Here is a 17,061-nt window from a genome sequence, read left to right as displayed (position 1 = left end):
GAAGATCATTTATTGGTTGGAGGACCTGTGCTTTCCCCAGATTCGGCCGCGATCGTCCGTGCCACCCTGCCGGTGGTCGGTGGCTCCATCCAGGACATCTCGGCGCGCTTCTACGAGATGATGTTCGCCGACCACCCCGACCTGCTGCGCGAACTTTTCAATCGCGGCAACCAGGCCAACGGCGAACAGCGCAGCGCGCTCGCCGGGTCGATCACCGCCTTCGCCACCCTCCTGGTGCGGTGTCCCGACGACCGGCCGGACGCGATCCTCACCAGGATCGCCAACAAGCACGCCTCCCTCGGCATCACCCCCGAGCAGTACGACATGGTGCACAAATACCTCTTCGCAGCCATCGCCGAGGTGCTCGGCGATGGCGCCACCCCCGAGGTGGTGGCGGCCTGGGACGAGGTCTACTGGCTGATGGCGAACGCGCTCATCGCCCTGGAGGCGGATCTCTACCGCCACTCCACCGGCGAGGGCTGGCTGCGGGCCACGGTGCTCGGACGGCGGCGCGAGACCCCGGACGCGGTCTCCTTCACCCTGCGACCGCAGGTCCCCCTGTCCTTCAAGCCCGGCCAGTACGTCAGCGTCGCGGTCGCCCTGCCCGGCGGCGCACGGCAGATCCGGCAGTACAGCCTCTCCTGCGCCCCCGAGCGGGACGACTGGCGGATCACCGTCAAACGGGTGCGCGGCGGCGACACCCCGGACGGAGAGGTTTCCAGCTGGCTGCACGCCAACGTCCGGGCCGGGGACGAGCTGACGATCTCCGCGCCGTTCGGCGACCTGACCCTGCCCGCCGACGGCCCCCCGCTGCTCCTGGCCTCGGCGGGAATCGGCGCCACCCCCATCCTGTCGATGGTCGAGCACCTCGCGGCGACCGGTTCCACCCGCCGGATCACCGTCGTCCACGCCGACCGCAGCCCCGCCGACCACGCCCACCGGGACGAGCTCAAGCGGCTGGTCGCCACCCTGCCCGGCGCCACCCTGCACCGGTGGTACGAGGAGGTGGGCGACTGCTCATGCCGACCGGCACCCAACCTCGGCCACGTCGACCTGACCCGGATCGACCTCCCCGACCCCCTGGTCGCCTATCTCTGCGGGCCGCTGCCGTTCATGCGCGGTGTGCGCACCGAACTGCTCCAGCGCGGGGTGCCCGCCTCCGACATCCACTACGAGGTGTTCGGGCCCGACCTCTGGCTCGGCCAGAACTGATCGGAGATCCCGGCTCACCCGGTGCGAGCCGCACCCCGCCGAAGGCACCGACACGGATGGCGGCGCGGAAAGCGGAATAACGCGAAATGAGGTGAAGACGGAGAACGAGCCCCTCCCCTGGTGGGGAAGGGCTCGTTGACGGTCAATGACTACAGCGTGCCGGGGCCGTAGTAGCCGCCCAGCTTGTCGCGGTAGTCGGGCTCCCGGTAGGTCGCCTCGTCGAACTCCGGCGCGTCCTTGATCTCCTGCTTGGTGCGCGAGACGTAGATCTTGCGCTCCTGCGGATCGATCTGGTGAACGGTACCGGCCGGCAGCAACACCTTCTTGCCGAAAATCCAGAACCCGGTGTCGACGACGATGTAGCTGTTGCCTACCGTGTTGCTCTCCTCGTCCACCGAACCGATCTTGCCGTCGGTGGCCTCCACGTCGAACCCCACGAGATCCAGCGCCTGCTCGCCGCTGTAGGTGTCGGGGCGGTAGCTCCACACGTCCGTCATGGTGTTTCTCCTCGTCGGTGAAGGTGGGACAACCGCCCCCTACCCGCCGCGCCCGCGCTAAACAGGCCGTCGGAGATCCGGGACCGGACCCCGGCGGTCGCGCCGTCCCTCCCTCCGAGGTCGAGGACCGAATCCACCGGTGCCGACGACCGCGCAATCATTTCGCGGCGAAGTACTCCGCCACGATCCGGGTGTGCAGCGGGAACGCGAGCTCTCGCGGTCCGTCGATCAGCAGCCACTCCGTCGTCTCGTCCGTCGGCGCGACCGGCGGAAGGTCGGCCGCGCTCGTCCGAGGCCCCAGGGCGAAGACCAGCACGGTCCCGTCGGGGGCGCTGAGCACGTCGAGGAGGCGCACGCCGTCCGGATCGACGACGACCCCCGTCTCCTCGTGGAGCTCCCGGACGGCCGCCTGCTGCCAGGACTCACCCATGTCCACGAAGCCACCGGGCAGCGCGAGAGCGCCTCGGTGCGGTTCGACGCCACGACGGACCACCAGCAGGCCCTCGTCCACCGGCAACACCATCACCGCGACCGGCAGCGGGTTGAGGTAGGAGGTGTTCCCGCAGCCGGAGCAGGTGCGCGGCCACGCCTGGTCGGGGGCGAAGGCTCCGCCACAGAAGGAGCAGTGCGAGTTCCTGATCGTCACGATCGCGAGACTAGACCAGAACGATGTCTTGATCCGACTTCTCCCCCCGAACGGGGACCCGCGACGAGATCCCGCGTCGCACCGCCCGGCCGCAGTCTGCCGGGACGGATGTCGAGCCGTCCTGCCCGGATGCCGCCCGGCGCGACGTCCTCTTCGCACAGGGGGCAGACTTGCCCGCGTGAAGCGAATCCTCATCATCGGCATCGGCGCGGGAAACCCCGACCACCTCACCCTTCAGGCGGTCAAGGCCATCGCGACGGCCGACGTGTTCTTCATCCTCGACAAGGGAGAGGCCAAGCACGACCTCGTCCAACTCCGGCAGGACCTCGTCGACGCGCACGCCCGCGCCCCGTACCGGCTGGTCGAGGCCCGCGACCCCGACCGCGACCGGACCACCCCCGCCTACGCGGGCGCGGTGGAGGACTGGCGGTCGCGCCGCGCCGACATCTACGAGCGGCTCGTCCGCGACGAACTCGGCGACGACGAGACCGGCGCGTTCCTCGTCTGGGGCGACCCCTCCCTCTACGACAGCACGCTGGCCATCGTCGAGGAGGTCCTCGACCGGGGCACGGTGCAGTTCGAGTACGACGTCATCGCCGGCATCAGCAGCGTGTCCGCGCTGGCCGCCCGGCACCGCACCAGCCTGACCCGGGTCGCACGGCCCCTGCACATCACCACTGGCCGCCGCCTGTCCGAGGAGGGGCCCGGCGAATCCGACGACATCGACGACATCGTCGTGATGCTCGACGCCCGCAACGCCTTCGCCTCCCTGCCCGACCCCGCCGACTTCGAGATCTACTGGGGCGCCTACCTCGGTACCCCCGACGAGATCCTGGTGGCGGGGCCGGTCGAGGAGGTCGCCGACCGGATCCGCGACGTCCGCGCCGAGGCGAGGGAACGCAAGGGCTGGATCATGGACACGTACCTGCTGAGGCGGGTTCCTCGCGGGAGCTCTCCCTCCTGACGGGGAGGTCGCGACGAGTGGCGCGCGAGGTCCTGGCGTCGGATCGGCCGCGCCGAGGAGCGGCGTCGGCGTTCCGCTTCGGCAGGGGCACGGGGAGTTCAGCAGGACCGAGGTGAGCCGCCTCGCCGTAATGTGTTCGTACGGAGGGCGGCTCGGGGGTAGTGTTGCCCTCCAGCAATGGACGTGATCGAGGAGGTGAGACCCATTACCGCTGTGTCAGGTCGGGTGCTCCCGTCTCACGGTCGCGCGGTCCTTCCGGCGTAGGTGACCGAGGGAGCCCCATCGGCATCCCGAAAGGCTCCAATGTCGGCTTTACCGCCGTTTCTCCCCCAATCTGTCATCGTCACCAGGCTCCGGGCCGCCGGTTGCGTCTTCGCCGAGGACGAGGCACGGTTGCTCCTCTCCACGGCGCGGACGTCGTCCGGACTCGCCGCCATGCTGGACCGGCGGATCTCCGGTCTGCCCCTCGAACACGTCCTCGGCTGGGCGGAGTTCTGCGGGCTGCGGATAGCCGTGGACACCGGGGTCTTCGTCCCCCGGCGCCGCACCGAGTTGCTCGTCCACCAGGCCGTCGCCCTCGCCCACCGAACCGCCGGATCGGCAGATCGGTCCGCCCCCCTCCCCCGCCCCGCCTCCGGCCCCCCTGTCTCCTCCGGCTCCGAAGACCTCACCGCTCCCGGCGACCAGGCCTCTCGGCCACGGATCGTCGTCGATCTGTGCTGCGGCTCCGGAGCGGTGGGGGCCGCACTGGTCGCGGCCCTGGACCGGGTCGAGCTGCACGCCGTCGACATCGACCCCGCCGCGGTGCGCTGTGCCCGGCGCAACGTCGCCCCCGACGGCCGGGTGTACGAGGGTGATCTCTACGAGCCGCTGCCCGCCACGCTGCGGGGCCGCGTCGACATCCTGACCGCCAACGCCCCCTACGTGCCCACGGAGGCGATCGGTCTGCTGCCCCCGGAGGCCCGCGTACACGAACCACGGGTGGCACTCGACGGCGGCGCGGACGGGCTGGAGATCCAGCGGCGGGTGACCGCGTCCGCGGCGCGGTGGCTCGCACCGGGCGGTCACCTGCTGATCGAGACGAGCCGGCGCCAGGCACCGCAGACCGCCGAGGCCTTCGCCCGCAACGGGCTGGTCCCGAAGGTGGTCGAATCCGAGGAGCTGGACACCACCGTCGTCGTCGGGACCATGCCCACCCTCCATCCGCCCCGCGATCCCGCCCGCGATCGGGAAACGGACGCGGTCGGATAGGGTTTAGCGGTTGAATCGCTGTTCGCGGCCCTGTTTCAAGGACCGCGAACAGCGCGACCGCCCCGCATGAGGAGATCCCCGCGTTGTCCGACAGCCGTGAGCACACGGCCCCCTCCACCGGGGGAGATCGTGCCGATCTGCGAGCCGACTGTGAGAGCTGCTTCGCGCTGTGCTGCGTCGTGCCCGCCTTCTCGGCCTCGTCGGACTTCGCGATCGACAAGAAGGCCGGGCAGGCCTGTCCCAACCTGCTGACGGACTTCCGCTGCGGCATCCACACCCGCCTCAGGGACAAGGGTTTCCGCGGCTGCACCGTCTACGACTGCTTCGGCGCCGGGCAGAAGGTCTCCCAGGTCACCTTCGGCGGGCAGGACTGGCGGCGGGCGCCACAGACCGCGAAGCGGATGGCCGAGGTGTTCCCGGTCATGCGCGACCTCCACGAGCTGCTCTGGTATCTGACCGAGGCGCTCACCCTGCGGTCGGCCCTTTCCATCCACGGTGAGCTCGGCCTCGCCCTGGAGAGGACCGAACGTCTCACCCGCGACACCCCCGACGTTCTCGCACGGCTGGACGTGGCGGCACACCGGCGGGAGGTCAACGCCCTGCTGCTGCGCACGAGCGAGCTCGTACGCGGCGAAGCCGGGCGCGGGAAGAAGAAGGATCGCAGGGGCGCCGACCTCATCGGAGCCAAGCTGAAGGGTGCCGACCTGCGGGGCGCCAACCTGAGGGGGGCCTACCTCATCGGGGCCGATCTGCGAGGCGCCGACCTCAGGACGGCCGACCTCATCGGAGCCGACCTCAGGGGCGCGGACCTCTCGGGCGCCGACCTCACCGGGAGCATCTTCCTCATCCAGTCCCAGCTGGACGCGGCCAAGGGGGATGCCCGGACCGCGCTGCCTCCGTCACTCACCCGACCGGCCCACTGGTAGCCCGGCCCTCCACCCACCCACCCACCCGGCCCAGGCTCAGCGGAGGCCCTGGCCGCTCGCCTCCGGATGACTCCACGGCCGACCGGCTTCCCAGGGAAAGCCGGATGCTTCACCGCCGGGGCATCCGCTCCTCCGCACGACGGGTCAGGGTGGGATACAGGCACGCGGTCGCCACCAGTGACGCGACCCCCGCCAACGCCATCGCCGCGGAGACCGGTACGAACTCGGCCAGCGTTCCCGTCCCCGAACCCGCGGATCCGCCGGTCGCCCAGCAACTCCCCGTCCACCGCCCAGGACTGCCGCCAGACAACCCGCCCCGACACCCTCGGCGGCCTGGCCCGCAGTCCCAGCCACTGCGTGAGCGCCACCAGCACGCCGAGCGCCGCGCCCGACCACAGTGCCGCGTACGGCCCGGCCACGGCGAGCAGCGTCCCGGCGAGGGCGAATCCGGTGATCTGCATGGCGCCGACCGCGATGTTCAGCGCCGAGCGGCCCAACACGTAGCCGTTACCCGGCAGCAGGTCGGCCAGCAGCCCCTGGCGTGCGCCGCCCGCGACGGCGTCGAACAACCCGCACGTCATGACCAGCGCCAGCATCCCCCACACCGGCAGCACTCCGATGGCGAGCATCGCGACCGCGGCCGCCCTCGCCAGATCCCACGAGACCAGCAGCGCCCGGGGCGACAGTCCGTCGGCCAGCCCTCCGAGTGTCAGCGCGCCGACGGCCTGCGGCAGGAAACCCGCGAGGTAGGCGATCGCGGCCAGGAACGGCGACCCGGTGCGGGCGTAGACGAGCGTGGACAACGCCAGGCTTTCCATGATCTTGCCCATGACGCTCGCGGCCTGCGCGGCGAACAGCGTCCTGAACTGGCCGACGGCGAAGAGCTCCCGATAGGTGTTCACGCACCGGAGCATGCGGGCCGATCCGTGCGGCGGGCTACTGTTTCGTCAGGAGGCGAAACTTGGCCTATCTGGAGTGCACCCCCGAGGATCTGGCGCGTACCCGCTTCGTGATGTCGCCGATGGCGCAGGTGGTCACCGCCCTGCCCCTGCTCGCCGGTATCCGGTCCTCGCCGGGAATGTCGCGGTGGACGGCCAGGGTGCGGGACCGCTACGAGGCGCTCGTCGCCGCTGACCCCGTCCTGCGTGCCCTGGTCGACCTGCTGGTGGTCACCGACTACGTGCCCGACTTCTTCTGCGTGCCGCCACCCCGCGCGGACACCACGTTCGCCCAGGAGGCGCTGGCCGTGCGGCACACCCCGTACCACAAGGCCCGCGCCGACCTGGAGCTGAGTTACCGGGGCCGGCCGACGGCTGCGGCACTGGACGTGCCCGACGTCGCCGAGCGGGTCGCCGAGAGCCTGGTCGCCGTGTGGAGCGCGCTGATCGAACCCGACTGGCCGAGGACGCGCGCGCTGCTGGAGCGTGACATCGTGCGGTGGGCGGGACGGCTGGCGGTGTACGGCTGGGCCGAGGTGTTCGAAGGACTGGACGTGCAGATTTCACTGGAGGGCGAGCGGATCCTGCTCGGCCGGATCAGCGGCGCCTCGCACCGGCTGGGCGGTGTCGGCCTGGTCCTGATGCCCAACGCGTTCGGCGGGAGGATCGTCTACCTCGACCCGCCGCGCGCCTTCGGGCTCACCTATCCCGCGCGGGGTGTGGCCGCGCTGTGGGAGAGCCGGGCACCCGCGCCCGACAGCCTGGCCGCGCTGCTCGGCAGGGGCAGGGCCGCGGTGCTGCTGGAGCTGGCGACGCCCGCGAGCACCAGCCAGCTCGTCGCCAGGCTGGGCATGACGCTCGGCGGCGTCGGCGACCACCTCGCGGTGCTCAGGCGATCGGGGCTGGTCTCGCGCGGCAGGAGCGGGCGGTCGGTGCTCTACACGCGTACCCCGATGGGCGACGCCCTGACGGAGTGGAACGCGTGAACATCGAGGCACCGTACGGCGCCGAGAAAGGCGCACGTGCCCGCTCCGGTCCCGCGGGCCTCAGGTCAGCTCGCCGAGACCCTGAGAACGATCTTTCCTCGTACGTGGCCGGTCTGGCTCAGCCGGAACGCCTCGGCCGCATCGGACAGGTCCAGGACGGTCGCGATCTCGGGGACGGCCAGGCCGCCCTCGATCATCCGTCGCAGTTCGTCGAGGTCCTCCGTGCTCGGCCGGGCGAACACGAAGGTGCCGCCGTGCTCCATAACGCCGTCGTTGGTGAGCGAGACGACCCGTCCCCCGGCGTCCTCGCGCAGCAGGCCGAGGGACGAGACCAGTTCCTCGCCGCCGTACATGTCCATGATCGCCGTGACCCCTGTCGGTGCCAGCGAGCGCACCCGTTCTTCGAGGCCGGGACCGTAGGTGACGGGTTCGGCGCCGAGACCTCGCAGGTAGTCGTGGTTGCGGGCCGAGGCGGTGCCGATGACGCGCGCCCCCAGGGCTGCGGCGACGCCCACGGCGAACGATCCGACGCCGCCCGCAGCGGCCTGCACCAGTACGGTGTCACCGGATCCCACCCGCAGCGCGTGGACGAGTGATTGGTAGGCGGTGAGACCGGCGATCGGAACGGTGGCCGCCTGCTCCCAGCTCAGGTTGGCGGGCTTGCGGGCGATGGTGCGCAACGGCGCGGCCACCCGCTCGGCGTAGGTTCCCCGCCCGATGGAGTCCTCGCGCACATACCCGATCACCTCGTCCCCTACCTCGAAGCCGGTGACCGTCGGGCCGACCTCCGCGACCACCCCGGCGACGTCCCAGCCGGGGATGACGGGGAAGTGGACGTCGAAACGGCTGTCCAGATGCCCGGAGGCCGTCTGCCAGTCGACCGGGTTGACCGAGACCGCCTTCACGTCGATGAGAACGGACTCCGGGCCGAGCTTCGGCTCGGGAACGTCCTCCAACTCCAGGACCTCCGGCCCGCCGTAACGCCGGTAAACGATCGCTTTCATCCCCCTGCTTTCCAGAACACACACCGGCCCGCGCGCAGCACGGCACCATAGGGCGTTTCATGACATCGAACAGCTGTGAATCTTAGGGCGTTTCACATCGAATCCAGCGAGAGACACGCGTTCTCGTACGAGCTCAGCGCCCGCACCACCGGCCCATTCCTGTCTGGAGTGGGGCTACGGGGCGAGTACCTGGCGGACGCCGAGTCCCCGCCCTCAGGTGTAGTAGCCCTCCACCGGGACACGCGCCTCAGCGAACAGCGCGGGACCCTCCTGGGACACCTGCGGCCAGCCGCCTCCCGGCTTGAGGCCCGCGAGTTGCTCGTTGGAGAGCGCGAACACGACGCGGCCGAGACCGGACCGTTCGATGGCGCCCGCGCACATGGGGCAGGGCTGGCAGCTGGTGTACATGGTCGTGGCCGCCGCGACGTCGGGGGGGAGCTCGCGGGCCGCCCACCTGGCCAGCTTCAGCTCGGGGTGGGCGCTGATGTCGCGGTCGCTGAGAACCGTGTTGTGCTCCTCGACCAGGACCGTACCGTCCGGGCCCACCAGCAGCGACCCGAAAGGGGCGTCTCCGGTCGCCCGCGCTTTGGCGGCGAGTTCGATCGCCCTGCGGAGATGCTTCTCGTCGTCGTGCGTCATGATCGTCCTGTTCGTGGTCGATGGGTGTTCAGTGGAATCTAGTGTGGACTCCCGGGCGTTTACGCCCGGGAGGAAACGACAGCGCGGGAGGGCCTCCAGGCCCGAACGGTGCCGTGACGACCGGTTCATGTGAGCGGATCAGTCCGGCCGTTTCTGGTTTTCGATGTACTCCTTGATGATCGACAGTGGGGCGCCGCCTCCGCAGGAGGCGGCGACGTAGGGCGGGGACCACAAGTGCCCGCCCCACAGATATCGACGCGCGTACGGGCCGAACTCTTCGCGCAGCAGCCGGGCCGAGACGCCCTTGAGGGAGTTGACCAGGACCGGCAGGGCCACTGTGGGCGGGTAGCCGACGGGCAGGTGCACATGATCGTGCTCGCCGTTGACCTCGACCGGGACGGCGCCGACGTTGTCGCATACCTCGATCATGATGGCTTCACCGCGGTGCGGCAGCTCGTCGGTGAATACTTTCCGCCGGTATGTGGGAGTGAAGACTAACTGCGCATGGAGGCTGTAGACGACGGTGCGGCCCCTGCGGATATCGGGATCAGGATTTCACTGCGGCGACAGGGGCCGATGGGTAGTGTGTGCGATTGTGAAACTGGTGGTGCGGGTGAAGCTCCTGCCAACGCCCGAGCAGGCGACGGCGCTGGAGGCGACCCTGCGCGCGGTCAACACGGCCGCCTGCCAGGTCTCCCGCCAAGCCCACGAGCAGCGCACGTTTCGCAACTACGACCTGCGCAAGCACACCTACACGCAGATCAAGGACAGGTACGGGCTGGCCGCCCAGGCCGCGCAGCACGTCGTCAAGAAGGTCGCCGACGCCTACGCCACCCTGCACGCCAACCTCCGAGCAGGGAACCTGGGCAAGGCGGGCTCTGCCCGCCGGGCACGGGCCCAATCCACGCCGATCGTCTTTCGCGCCGACGCCGCCCAGCCGTTCGACGACCGCTGCCTGTCCTGGCAGCTCGACGCGCGGACGGTGTCGATCTGGTCGGTGGCCGGCAGGCTGAAGAACCTTCAGTTCACCGCGTCCGCCCAGCAGCTCACGACCCTGTCGGCCCACCGCAGGGGCGAGTCCGATCTGGTCTACCGCGACGGCAGGTGGTTCCTGATCGCGACCTGCGAGGTGCCCACCCCCCGCGTCAAGGACCCCGGCGCCTTCCTGGGGGTGGATCTGGGCATCGTCAACCTCGCCACCACCAGCGACGGCACCCGTCACTGCGGCAAAGCGCTGAACGCGGTCAGGCACCGCCAACGCGAGCTACGCCGCCGCCTGCAGTCCAAACGCACCAAATCCGCCAAGCGGCTACTCAAACGGCGCCGCCGCAAAGAAGCGCGATTCGCCACCAACACCAACCATGTCATCGCCAAGCAGATCGTGACCGAGGCAGAACGCACCGGCTCCGGCATCGCCCTGGAAGACCTCCAGGGCATCCGGGACCGGGTACGGCTTCGCAAGCCCCAGCGGGTCACGCTGCATTCCTGGAGCTTCCACCAACTAGGGAGCTTCATCGGCTACAAGGCGGCCCGGGCCGGGGTCGCTGTCATCTACGTCGATCCGGCTTTCACCTCCCAGCAGTGCTCCTCGTGTGGGCAGGTGGACCGCAAGAACCGGCTCGATCAAGCCTCTTTCTCGTGTACGTCGTGCGGCTTCGCTGAGCACGCGGACGTCAACGCAGCCCGCAACATCGCCGCACGCGGTGAGACGGGCTGGGCAGTGAGTCACGCTGCCTGACGCGGACCGGACCGTCGAAGCCATCGACGGCGAGGAACTGCAAGCTCAGTCGTCCACGGCCGAGAAGCTGACGTCCCAATGGGCCGCCACGGTCGCGAGCGCCTGCCAGGCCACCTCCGGGTGGCGCGTCTCCTGCGGGTCGCCGTTGAACGGATCGAGCACGACACTGTCGGCGCCGAGCAGGCGCAACTGTTCGAGGTCGTCGATGACCTGGTCGATCGTGCCCTCGCCGGCGAGACGCCCCGGAGCGGTGATCGGGGCCTGCGTGAGCCGCAGGACGATGCGGGGTGCGAAGCCCGGCACCGGCCGCCGTTCCTCGTCCGCGATGACCTTCAGCCGGTCCACCCCTTCGCGCAACCGGTCGAGGGGGAGGCGAAGCGGGTGCCACGCCTCTCCGAGGCGTACCGCCCGGCGCAGTCCCACGTCGCCGTTGCCGCCGACCCAGATCGGTATCCGCCCGGCCTGGTAGTCCTCGTCGTTCTCCCAGGCGGCGCGTATCACCCGGAGGTGATCGTCGGTCAGCGCCCCGCGCCGCTCGAAAGGAACCCCGAGCGCCTCGAACTCCTGACGCGCCCAGCCGACGCCCACGCCGAGGACGAGCCGCCCGCCGCTGAGCCGGTTGAGGTTGGCCGCCATGCGGGCGACGAGCAGCGGGTGGCGGTACGGCACGATGAGCACCGTGGTGCCGAGCCTGATCCCGTCGGTCACCCCGGCCAGCCAGGACAGGGTGGTGAAGGGCTCGTAGAACGGCGACGGATACTGCTCGGCGACGTCCGGGGTGATCACGACGTGGTCCGAGACCATGAGCAGGTGAAAGCCCAGGCCCTCCACCGTTCGCGCCCAGCCGCGCAACACACCGGGGTCGGTGCCCGGTCCGAAGTTCAGTACGTTGACGCCTACTCTCACCATCTCAGGTTATCGAGTGATCGTTCACAACGGAACGCCTTTACGATGTAGATCAATATATGTCCGCAACGCCGGCGAAAGAGCGGGGCGGGGATTCTAGCCGACGACGCCTCACCGGCGGACGGGCGCGATGCGGTTCCCGGCGCGAGTGTGTGCAATGGGTCCATGGCTGCCGTACCGATATGGACCGACCTGCTCAAGACCCGATCCGCCCTCTGCCTGGGAATCGCCCCCTCCCCCAAGTGGCTGGAGGCGTGGAGGATGGACGACGACGTGGACGGGGCCCGGCGGATGTGCGGGGTGGTGCTGGAGGCCGCGGGCGAGCGGGTGTCCGTCTACCGGATCCAGGTCCCGTTCTTCACCCGCTTCGGCACCCCGGGCATGGACCTGCTGCGCGAGGTCGTCGACGGCGTGCACGAGCGGGGCTCACTCGCCGTGCTGGACGCGAAGGTGTGCGACGCCGACGACACGATGGACTCCTACGCCGACCTCTACCTCGGTCCCGGCAGCGTGCTGGGCGGGGACGCGGTGACGGCGAACCCGTTCATGGGCTTCGCCGCCCTCGATCCCCTGCTGCGCCGGGCCCGTGACAGCGGGACCCTGGTCATGGTGCTCGTCCGCACCTCCAACCACGCGGCCGGCGGGGTCCAGGGCGCCGTGACCGGGTCGCGCACCGTCGCGCAACGCACCGCCGACGAGGTGCGGGAGTGGAACGACGAGCACGGCGTGGCCGCCGCGGCCGTGGTCGGGGCCGGCCGCGAGGAGGCGACCGACCTGGTGGCCCGCATGCCGTCGGCGGTCGTGGAACTGCCGGGCCTGGGCAGGACCGGACGCGAGACCCGCGACCTTCTCGCCGTCGCCGCCGAGGCTCCCGGACGTGCCGTCCTGCCGGTCACGACCGGGGTGCTGCGACACGGGCCCGGCGTCGCCGCGCTGAGCGCGAGCATCGCGGCCTGGCGAAAGGAGATCGACGCCGGGGTCCCGGCGTGCTGATCGAACTCCGGCCCGGCACCTCCGCCGAGGTCGCCGAGGAGGTGGCGGCGCTGACCGGGGCGCACGAGGACGTCGCCGCCTGGCCGGTCAGGCTGGCCGGTCGGGTCTTCGTCGTGGCGAGCGGCGACGAGTCCCTCGCCCGCGTACCCGCCTCGCCCGCCGTGCTGGCCCGTCGCCCGACCCCTGAGGGCCACTGGCTGGTACGGCGGGAAAGCGGGGTGGCACCGAGCGAGGTGGCGATCGGCGACGGGGTGGTGGGGGGAGATCGGCTGTGGTGGGCGGCGGGGCCGTGCGCGCTGGAGTCGGCCGAGGACGCGGTCGAGACGGCCCTGGCGGTCAAGGCGCAGGGGGCGCACGCCCTACGGGCCGGGCTTTCCAAGACGCGCAGCAGCCCCTACCACTTCCCCGGCAAGGGCAGGCGTGGCCTGGAGGCGCTCGCGGAGGTCCGGCGGGCTGCGGCCATCCCCGTGATCACCGAGGTGTGCGACCCGCGCGAGGTGGAGGCGGTCGCCGAGATAGCAGACTGCCTGCAGGTGGACGGGCGACAGCTGGACAACCGCCCGCTCCTCGCCGAACTGGGCGCCCAGCCCAGGCCGGTACTGCTGATGCGGGGGCCTCGGGCGAGCCTGGACGACTGGCTGCGGGCCGCGGAGTTCGTCCTCACCCGGGGCAACGATGCCGTGGTGCTCTGCGCGGGCGCCTCGGGAACCCCGCCGCAGCCCGGGTTCGGGGCGATCGCCGCGCTGCGCGCCCGCACCGACCTGCCGGTGGTCTTCGACCCCAGTCACAGCACCGGCTCGGCCTCGCTGGTCGCCCCGGCCTCACTGGCGGCCGCGGCGTACGGCACGGACGGGCTGCTCATCGAGTCGTGTCCGAGGCCGGAAAGGATGTACCGGCCTGGCGACGCGGCGCACATGTTCCCACCCGAGTCCCTCGCGGACCTGGTCGCCGCCTGCGAGCGGGCCCGGGACTCCGCACGATCCCTGGCGGTTCCGCGATGACCGTTTCCTCGACCTCTGCGAGCTCTGCGACTTCCATGACCTCAGTGACCTCGACAACCCCGACTGTGACCTCGGCGACCTCGGCGCGTGCCGCGTCTCCCCCGTCCCCCGCGGTCCATCCCGCGAGCTGGCTGGTGCCGCTGCACCGGCCGGAACGACCCCGCGCGAGGCTGGTCTGCGTACCCAACGCCGGAGGCGGCGCCACGACGTTCCGCGGCTGGGCCGACCTGCTCCCCGGTGACGTGGAACTGTGGGCGGTGCGCTCGCCGGGCAGGGAGACCCGCATCTCGGAGAAGCCTCGGCACAGGCTGTCGATGATCGTCGACCCGGTGATCGACGGGCTGTCGCGCCTGGAGACGCTGCCGTTCGCGCTGTTCGGGCACAGCATGGGCGCGCTGGTGTCGTTCACGGTGACGCGGCGGCTGCGCTCGCGCGGGTTGCCGGGCCCCGGACGGCTGTTCGTGTCGGGCTGGAACGCCCCTCAGGTTCGCGACGGCATGCCGCGGCTCGGGCAACTCGGTGACGAGGACCTGATGCGGGTGCTGCACCGGCTGGACGGCATCCCCCCGGAGGTGATCGGCAACGCGGAGCTGATGAGCCTCATCATGCCGGTGCTGCGGGCGGACCTGAACGCCGCCGAGTCCTACGTCCACGAGGACGAGCCACCGCTCGCCTGCCCGATCTCGGTGTTCGGCGGGAACGGGGACCCGACCACGACGGCGGCCGGGTTGAGCGCGTGGAGCGCGCAGACAGGGGCGGCGTTCCGGCTGCGACTGCTGCCAGGTGGGCACTTCTTCATCCACACCCAGCGCCGCACCATGCTGCGCGCGATACGGGAGGATCTCGGCACCTGCCGCTGAGCCCGCCGAGGGCGTACCGGAAGGAGCTCGGCACCTGCCGGCTGTGCCCGCCCTGCGGTGTCCGAGGAGGAGCTCGGCACTGCCGCTGAGCCCCTGCCCTGCGGTGTCCGAGGAGGAGCTCAGCGCTTCTTGCCGACGAGTTTTCCCATGGACAGGGTGGCCTCGGCGCCGTAGAAGCGGCCGACGCGCTCGACCTCCTTCTCCAGCTCCTCGCTCTGGCCGGAGTCGAGCTTGACGAACGACTCCAGCTTGATCTCGACCTTGCCGCCCTTCTCCCTGCGCTCCCACATCCCGGCCACGACCCCGTCGACGAGCATGATCTGGTGGGCGACCGCGCCCTCGTACCTGCCCCTGCCGTGCTCGAAGACGCGAGCGGCGGTGTCCTTGGGCACGACGACCTCCTTGGGGCCGCTGCCGAGGACGTACGCCTCGTACTGCGGCAGCAGCCGCACGCAGCTGGGGTCGGACGGCCAGCGGCCCTCGTCGGCGGCGAGGACGTACGCCTTGCGTCCCTCGACCTCGACCTGGGCGACCTCCTCGCCGAGCGACTCCAGCGCCTCGCGCGCCTCGGGCGGCCTGAGCGCGAACCAGCGGGCCAGGTCCTGGTGGGTGGCGGGACCGTACGCGCGCAGGTAGCGGCGCACGATCTCCATCGCCGACTCCTCTGGGTCCGGCTGGTCCTTCACCTCGGCCTTCAGCCCCGCCCACCGGTCGGGCCTGACATAGGTGACCTTGGCTCCGCGTACCGGCCCGAAACAGAGCACGCCGAGGTAGGCGACGGGACGCAGCAGCTCGCCCCAGTTGGAGGCGAGCTTGTCCTTCGCCCACGCTCCGACGCGGCCGGAGACCTCCCCGGCGAGCTCCTCGCGGGTGAGGCACTCGCCGTCCAGCGCGTCGCGAACCGCGTCGACGAACGCCTCGCCCTGCTTGGCGGTGAGCCCGTGGTGGGCGTGCCAGCTGTCCTTGGCGCGCCAGTAGGGCTTCCAGCGCATCGCGGCCATCCACAGGGCCAGCTCGTCGGCGGCGTGCACGTGCAGGGTGCCGCGCAGGCTGTACGTCTTGACCAGGCGCTTCTTGTCGTACAGCTCCGCGCGCACCTGCTCCTGCGTGGCGTCCTTCACCCGTGCCCCGATGGCCAGCTCGGCCGCGGCGGCGACCTGCGACTGCACCCCGCACACGTCGCGCACGGGTTTGCGCAGGTCGCCGGAGACGGGTTTCACGAGGTGATGGCGGGCCAGCCGCCGCGCGTGGACCTGATCCCAGGTGAGTGAGTTCATGGTCGACGCTTCTACCCCATGGGATGGAGCCGAACCTGGACGTGCTTGACACCGTTGATGACGGGAGAGCGCAGATAGTCGGGCGGCCCGAGCAGTTCCGCCCCCGAGACCGAGTTCGCGAGCTCGTCCAGGAAGACGGTGAGTTCCAGCTCGGCGAGGGCGGCTCCCAGGCAGAAGTGCGGGCCGGAGCCGAACGCGACGTGCCCGCTGCGGGAGCTGCGCGGACGCCCGACGTCGAACACCTCGGGAGAGTCGAACACCCGCTCGTCACGGTTGGCCGAGGTGTGCCAGATGACGACGTCCTGGCCCTCGTGAATGGTCTTGCCGTGCAGCTCGGTCTCGCGGGCCGCACGGCGCAGCACGTGGCGGCTGGGTGAGGTCCAGCGCAGCAGCTCGCCCACCGCGTTGGGCACCAGCTCGGGTTCCTTGCGCAGCCGGTCCCACTGGTCGGGGTGCTCCATGAAGGCGAGCAGTCCCCCGACCGCGGCGTGCCGGGTGGTCTCGTTCCCGCCGAGCATCAACACGTCGAAGAAGAGCAGGCACTCCTCCTCGCTCAGCACCCCCGCGTCCTGGGAGCGGGCGAGCAGGCTGACGATGTCGTCGCCGGGCGACCTGCGGCGTTTTTCCACCAGGCCCTGGCAGTACAGCAGGAGCTGGCCGTGCGCCTGGGCGGCGTTGGCGCGCACGTCGGAGGTCATCTGGTACTCGCTGTCGTGCGAGCCGAACGCCGTGGAGGTGAGCCTGAGCATCAGGTCCCAGTCCTGGCGCGGCACGTCGAGCAGCGCGGAGATGCCCGCGACGGGCAGCGCCGCCACGACGGTGGCGAAGTCGCACTCCCGGCGTTCCAGCGCGTCGGCGAACACGTCCTTGACGACCGAGCGCAGGTACGGCTCCAGGGCGGCGATCGCCCGGGGGGTGAAGCACTTGTTGACCAGCTTGCGCAGCTCGGTGTGGCGGGGCGGGTCCGTCGTGTTGATCATCTTCCCGGATCCCTGGTCACCGGTGTTGCGGTGCGGGCCGAGGGTGTTGGTCTGGTTGGAACTGAAGGTCTGGGGGTCCTTCTGGACGTTCACACAGTCCTCGTAGCGGGTGACCGACCAGAAGCCGGGCTCCCTGCCGTCGGGGTTCCAGTAGAGCGGGTCGTTGTCTCGCAGGTGGCGGAAGACCTCATGGGGTCTGTCGCCGACATGCAGATCGGCATCGGCCAGATCGACATCAGTCAT

17 protein-coding genes and 1 pseudogene are annotated in these 17,061 nt (G+C 70.6%); 9 read left to right on the top strand and 9 right to left on the bottom strand.

What is annotated here, in order from left to right:
• The first annotated feature begins 27 nt into the window (after positions 1 to 27).
• Complete coding sequence (locus ACIBH4_RS36165; RefSeq protein WP_362521000.1) at positions 28 to 1,212, top strand: globin domain-containing protein; 1,185 nt, start codon at positions 28 to 30, stop codon at positions 1,210 to 1,212.
• Between the two features lie 149 nt (positions 1,213 to 1,361).
• Here the strand turns inward: ACIBH4_RS36165 and ACIBH4_RS36160 are convergent, their stop codons facing one another.
• Both ACIBH4_RS36160 and ACIBH4_RS36155 read right to left on the bottom strand, forming a co-directional pair.
• Entirely contained in the window at positions 1,362 to 1,709 is a 348-nt protein-coding gene (locus tag ACIBH4_RS36160; RefSeq protein WP_362521003.1) for a PRC-barrel domain-containing protein, read from the bottom strand.
• A 157-nt stretch (positions 1,710 to 1,866) separates the two neighbouring features.
• Entirely contained in the window at positions 1,867 to 2,355 is a 489-nt protein-coding gene (locus tag ACIBH4_RS36155) for an NUDIX domain-containing protein (protein ID WP_362769832.1), read from the bottom strand.
• A gap of 178 nt (positions 2,356 to 2,533) precedes the next feature.
• Here ACIBH4_RS36155 and cobF point away from each other — a divergent pair, with 178 nt between their 5' ends.
• The 3 genes from cobF (at position 2,534) to ACIBH4_RS36140 (ending at position 5,496) form a co-directional block, all read left to right on the top strand.
• A complete protein-coding gene (gene cobF / locus ACIBH4_RS36150; protein ID WP_362521009.1) occupies positions 2,534 to 3,319 on the top strand; it encodes a precorrin-6A synthase (deacetylating) in 786 nt (261 codons plus the stop codon).
• A gap of 303 nt (positions 3,320 to 3,622) precedes the next feature.
• A complete protein-coding gene (locus tag ACIBH4_RS36145; RefSeq protein WP_362769830.1) occupies positions 3,623 to 4,570 on the top strand; it encodes a putative protein N(5)-glutamine methyltransferase in 948 nt (315 codons plus the stop codon).
• Positions 4,571 to 4,653: 83 nt separating this feature from the next.
• The gene (locus ACIBH4_RS36140; protein ID WP_362769828.1) at positions 4,654 to 5,496 is read left to right on the top strand and encodes a pentapeptide repeat-containing protein; all 843 of its coding nucleotides are present in this window, start codon (positions 4,654 to 4,656) and stop codon (positions 5,494 to 5,496) included.
• Positions 5,497 to 5,858: 362 nt separating this feature from the next.
• Here ACIBH4_RS36140 and ACIBH4_RS36135 read toward each other — a convergent pair.
• Positions 5,859 to 6,410: pseudogene (locus ACIBH4_RS36135) on the bottom strand (MFS transporter); the annotation flags it as partial.
• A gap of 47 nt (positions 6,411 to 6,457) precedes the next feature.
• Between ACIBH4_RS36135 and ACIBH4_RS36130 the strand changes: the two are divergent.
• The gene (locus ACIBH4_RS36130; RefSeq protein WP_362769826.1) at positions 6,458 to 7,420 is read left to right on the top strand and encodes a winged helix-turn-helix domain-containing protein; all 963 of its coding nucleotides are present in this window, start codon (positions 6,458 to 6,460) and stop codon (positions 7,418 to 7,420) included.
• Between the two features lie 65 nt (positions 7,421 to 7,485).
• Here the strand turns inward: ACIBH4_RS36130 and ACIBH4_RS36125 are convergent, their stop codons facing one another.
• The 3 genes from ACIBH4_RS36125 to tnpA form a co-directional block, all read right to left on the bottom strand.
• Complete coding sequence (locus ACIBH4_RS36125) at positions 7,486 to 8,424, bottom strand: NADP-dependent oxidoreductase (RefSeq protein WP_362769824.1); 939 nt, start codon at positions 8,422 to 8,424, stop codon at positions 7,486 to 7,488.
• Positions 8,425 to 8,637: 213 nt separating this feature from the next.
• Positions 8,638 to 9,063, bottom strand: a complete 426-nt coding sequence (locus tag ACIBH4_RS36120; RefSeq protein WP_362769822.1) for a nucleoside deaminase — start codon at positions 9,061 to 9,063, stop codon at positions 8,638 to 8,640.
• A gap of 138 nt (positions 9,064 to 9,201) precedes the next feature.
• On the bottom strand, positions 9,202 to 9,603 hold the full coding sequence (gene tnpA / locus ACIBH4_RS36115; RefSeq protein WP_362769856.1) for an IS200/IS605 family transposase: 402 nt from the start codon (positions 9,601 to 9,603) through the stop codon (positions 9,202 to 9,204).
• A gap of 55 nt (positions 9,604 to 9,658) precedes the next feature.
• Between tnpA and ACIBH4_RS36110 the strand changes: the two genes are divergently transcribed.
• The gene (locus ACIBH4_RS36110; RefSeq protein WP_399173645.1) at positions 9,659 to 10,801 is read left to right on the top strand and encodes an RNA-guided endonuclease InsQ/TnpB family protein; all 1,143 of its coding nucleotides are present in this window, start codon (positions 9,659 to 9,661) and stop codon (positions 10,799 to 10,801) included.
• Positions 10,802 to 10,846: 45 nt separating this feature from the next.
• Here the strand turns inward: ACIBH4_RS36110 and ACIBH4_RS36105 are convergent, their stop codons facing one another.
• Positions 10,847 to 11,707: an LLM class flavin-dependent oxidoreductase gene (locus tag ACIBH4_RS36105; protein ID WP_362769620.1), complete on the bottom strand. Its 861-nt coding sequence runs from the start codon at positions 11,705 to 11,707 to the stop codon at positions 10,847 to 10,849.
• A 165-nt stretch (positions 11,708 to 11,872) separates the two neighbouring features.
• Here ACIBH4_RS36105 and pyrF point away from each other — a divergent pair, with 165 nt between their 5' ends.
• Genes pyrF through ACIBH4_RS36090 form a run of 3 tightly spaced genes read left to right on the top strand, consistent with a single transcriptional unit; the run spans position 11,873 to position 14,561 of the window.
• A complete protein-coding gene (pyrF, locus tag ACIBH4_RS36100; RefSeq protein ID WP_362769622.1) occupies positions 11,873 to 12,700 on the top strand; it encodes an orotidine-5'-phosphate decarboxylase in 828 nt (275 codons plus the stop codon).
• Complete coding sequence (locus ACIBH4_RS36095; RefSeq protein WP_362769624.1) at positions 12,694 to 13,701, top strand: 3-deoxy-7-phosphoheptulonate synthase; 1,008 nt, start codon at positions 12,694 to 12,696, stop codon at positions 13,699 to 13,701. The genes pyrF and ACIBH4_RS36095 overlap by 7 nt, the downstream gene beginning before the upstream one ends.
• Positions 13,702 to 13,745: 44 nt before the next feature.
• Positions 13,746 to 14,561, top strand: a complete 816-nt coding sequence (locus ACIBH4_RS36090) for a thioesterase domain-containing protein (protein WP_362521042.1) — start codon at positions 13,746 to 13,748, stop codon at positions 14,559 to 14,561.
• A gap of 119 nt (positions 14,562 to 14,680) precedes the next feature.
• On the opposite strand, the gene ACIBH4_RS36085 is transcribed toward ACIBH4_RS36090, so the two are convergent.
• Positions 14,681 to 15,838, bottom strand: coding sequence for a winged helix DNA-binding domain-containing protein (locus ACIBH4_RS36085; protein WP_362769626.1), 1,158 nt, complete (start codon positions 15,836 to 15,838; stop codon positions 14,681 to 14,683).
• 11 nt (positions 15,839 to 15,849) lie between these two features.
• Positions 15,850 to 17,061, bottom strand: a complete 1,212-nt coding sequence (locus ACIBH4_RS36080) for a cytochrome P450 (RefSeq protein WP_362521047.1) — start codon at positions 17,059 to 17,061, stop codon at positions 15,850 to 15,852.

Origin of the sequence: Streptosporangium sp. NPDC050284 (assembly GCF_044459525.1) — a bacterium.
Lineage (GTDB): Bacteria > Actinomycetota > Actinomycetes > Streptosporangiales > Streptosporangiaceae > Streptosporangium.
Note: the sequence above shows the minus strand (reverse complement) of the source record. Positions and strands in the feature narration are given on the sequence as shown.

What these genes read in the sequence shown, in the direction of transcription:
- ACIBH4_RS36160 (WP_362521003.1), bottom strand. Translation starts at nt 1,709, where the DNA reads ATGACGGACGTGTGGAGCTACCGCCCCGACACCTACAGCGGCGAGCAG.
- ACIBH4_RS36145 (WP_362769830.1), top strand. Translation starts at nt 3,623, where the DNA reads ATGTCGGCTTTACCGCCGTTTCTCCCCCAATCTGTCATCGTCACCAGG.
- ACIBH4_RS36125 (WP_362769824.1), bottom strand. Translation starts at nt 8,424, where the DNA reads ATGAAAGCGATCGTTTACCGGCGTTACGGCGGGCCGGAGGTCCTGGAG.
- ACIBH4_RS36120 (WP_362769822.1), bottom strand. Translation starts at nt 9,063, where the DNA reads ATGACGCACGACGACGAGAAGCATCTCCGCAGGGCGATCGAACTCGCC.
- pyrF (WP_362769622.1), top strand. Translation starts at nt 11,873, where the DNA reads ATGGCTGCCGTACCGATATGGACCGACCTGCTCAAGACCCGATCCGCC.
- ACIBH4_RS36085 (WP_362769626.1), bottom strand. Translation starts at nt 15,838, where the DNA reads ATGAACTCACTCACCTGGGATCAGGTCCACGCGCGGCGGCTGGCCCGC.
- ACIBH4_RS36080 (WP_362521047.1), bottom strand. Translation starts at nt 17,061, where the DNA reads ATGACTGATGTCGATCTGGCCGATGCCGATCTGCATGTCGGCGACAGA.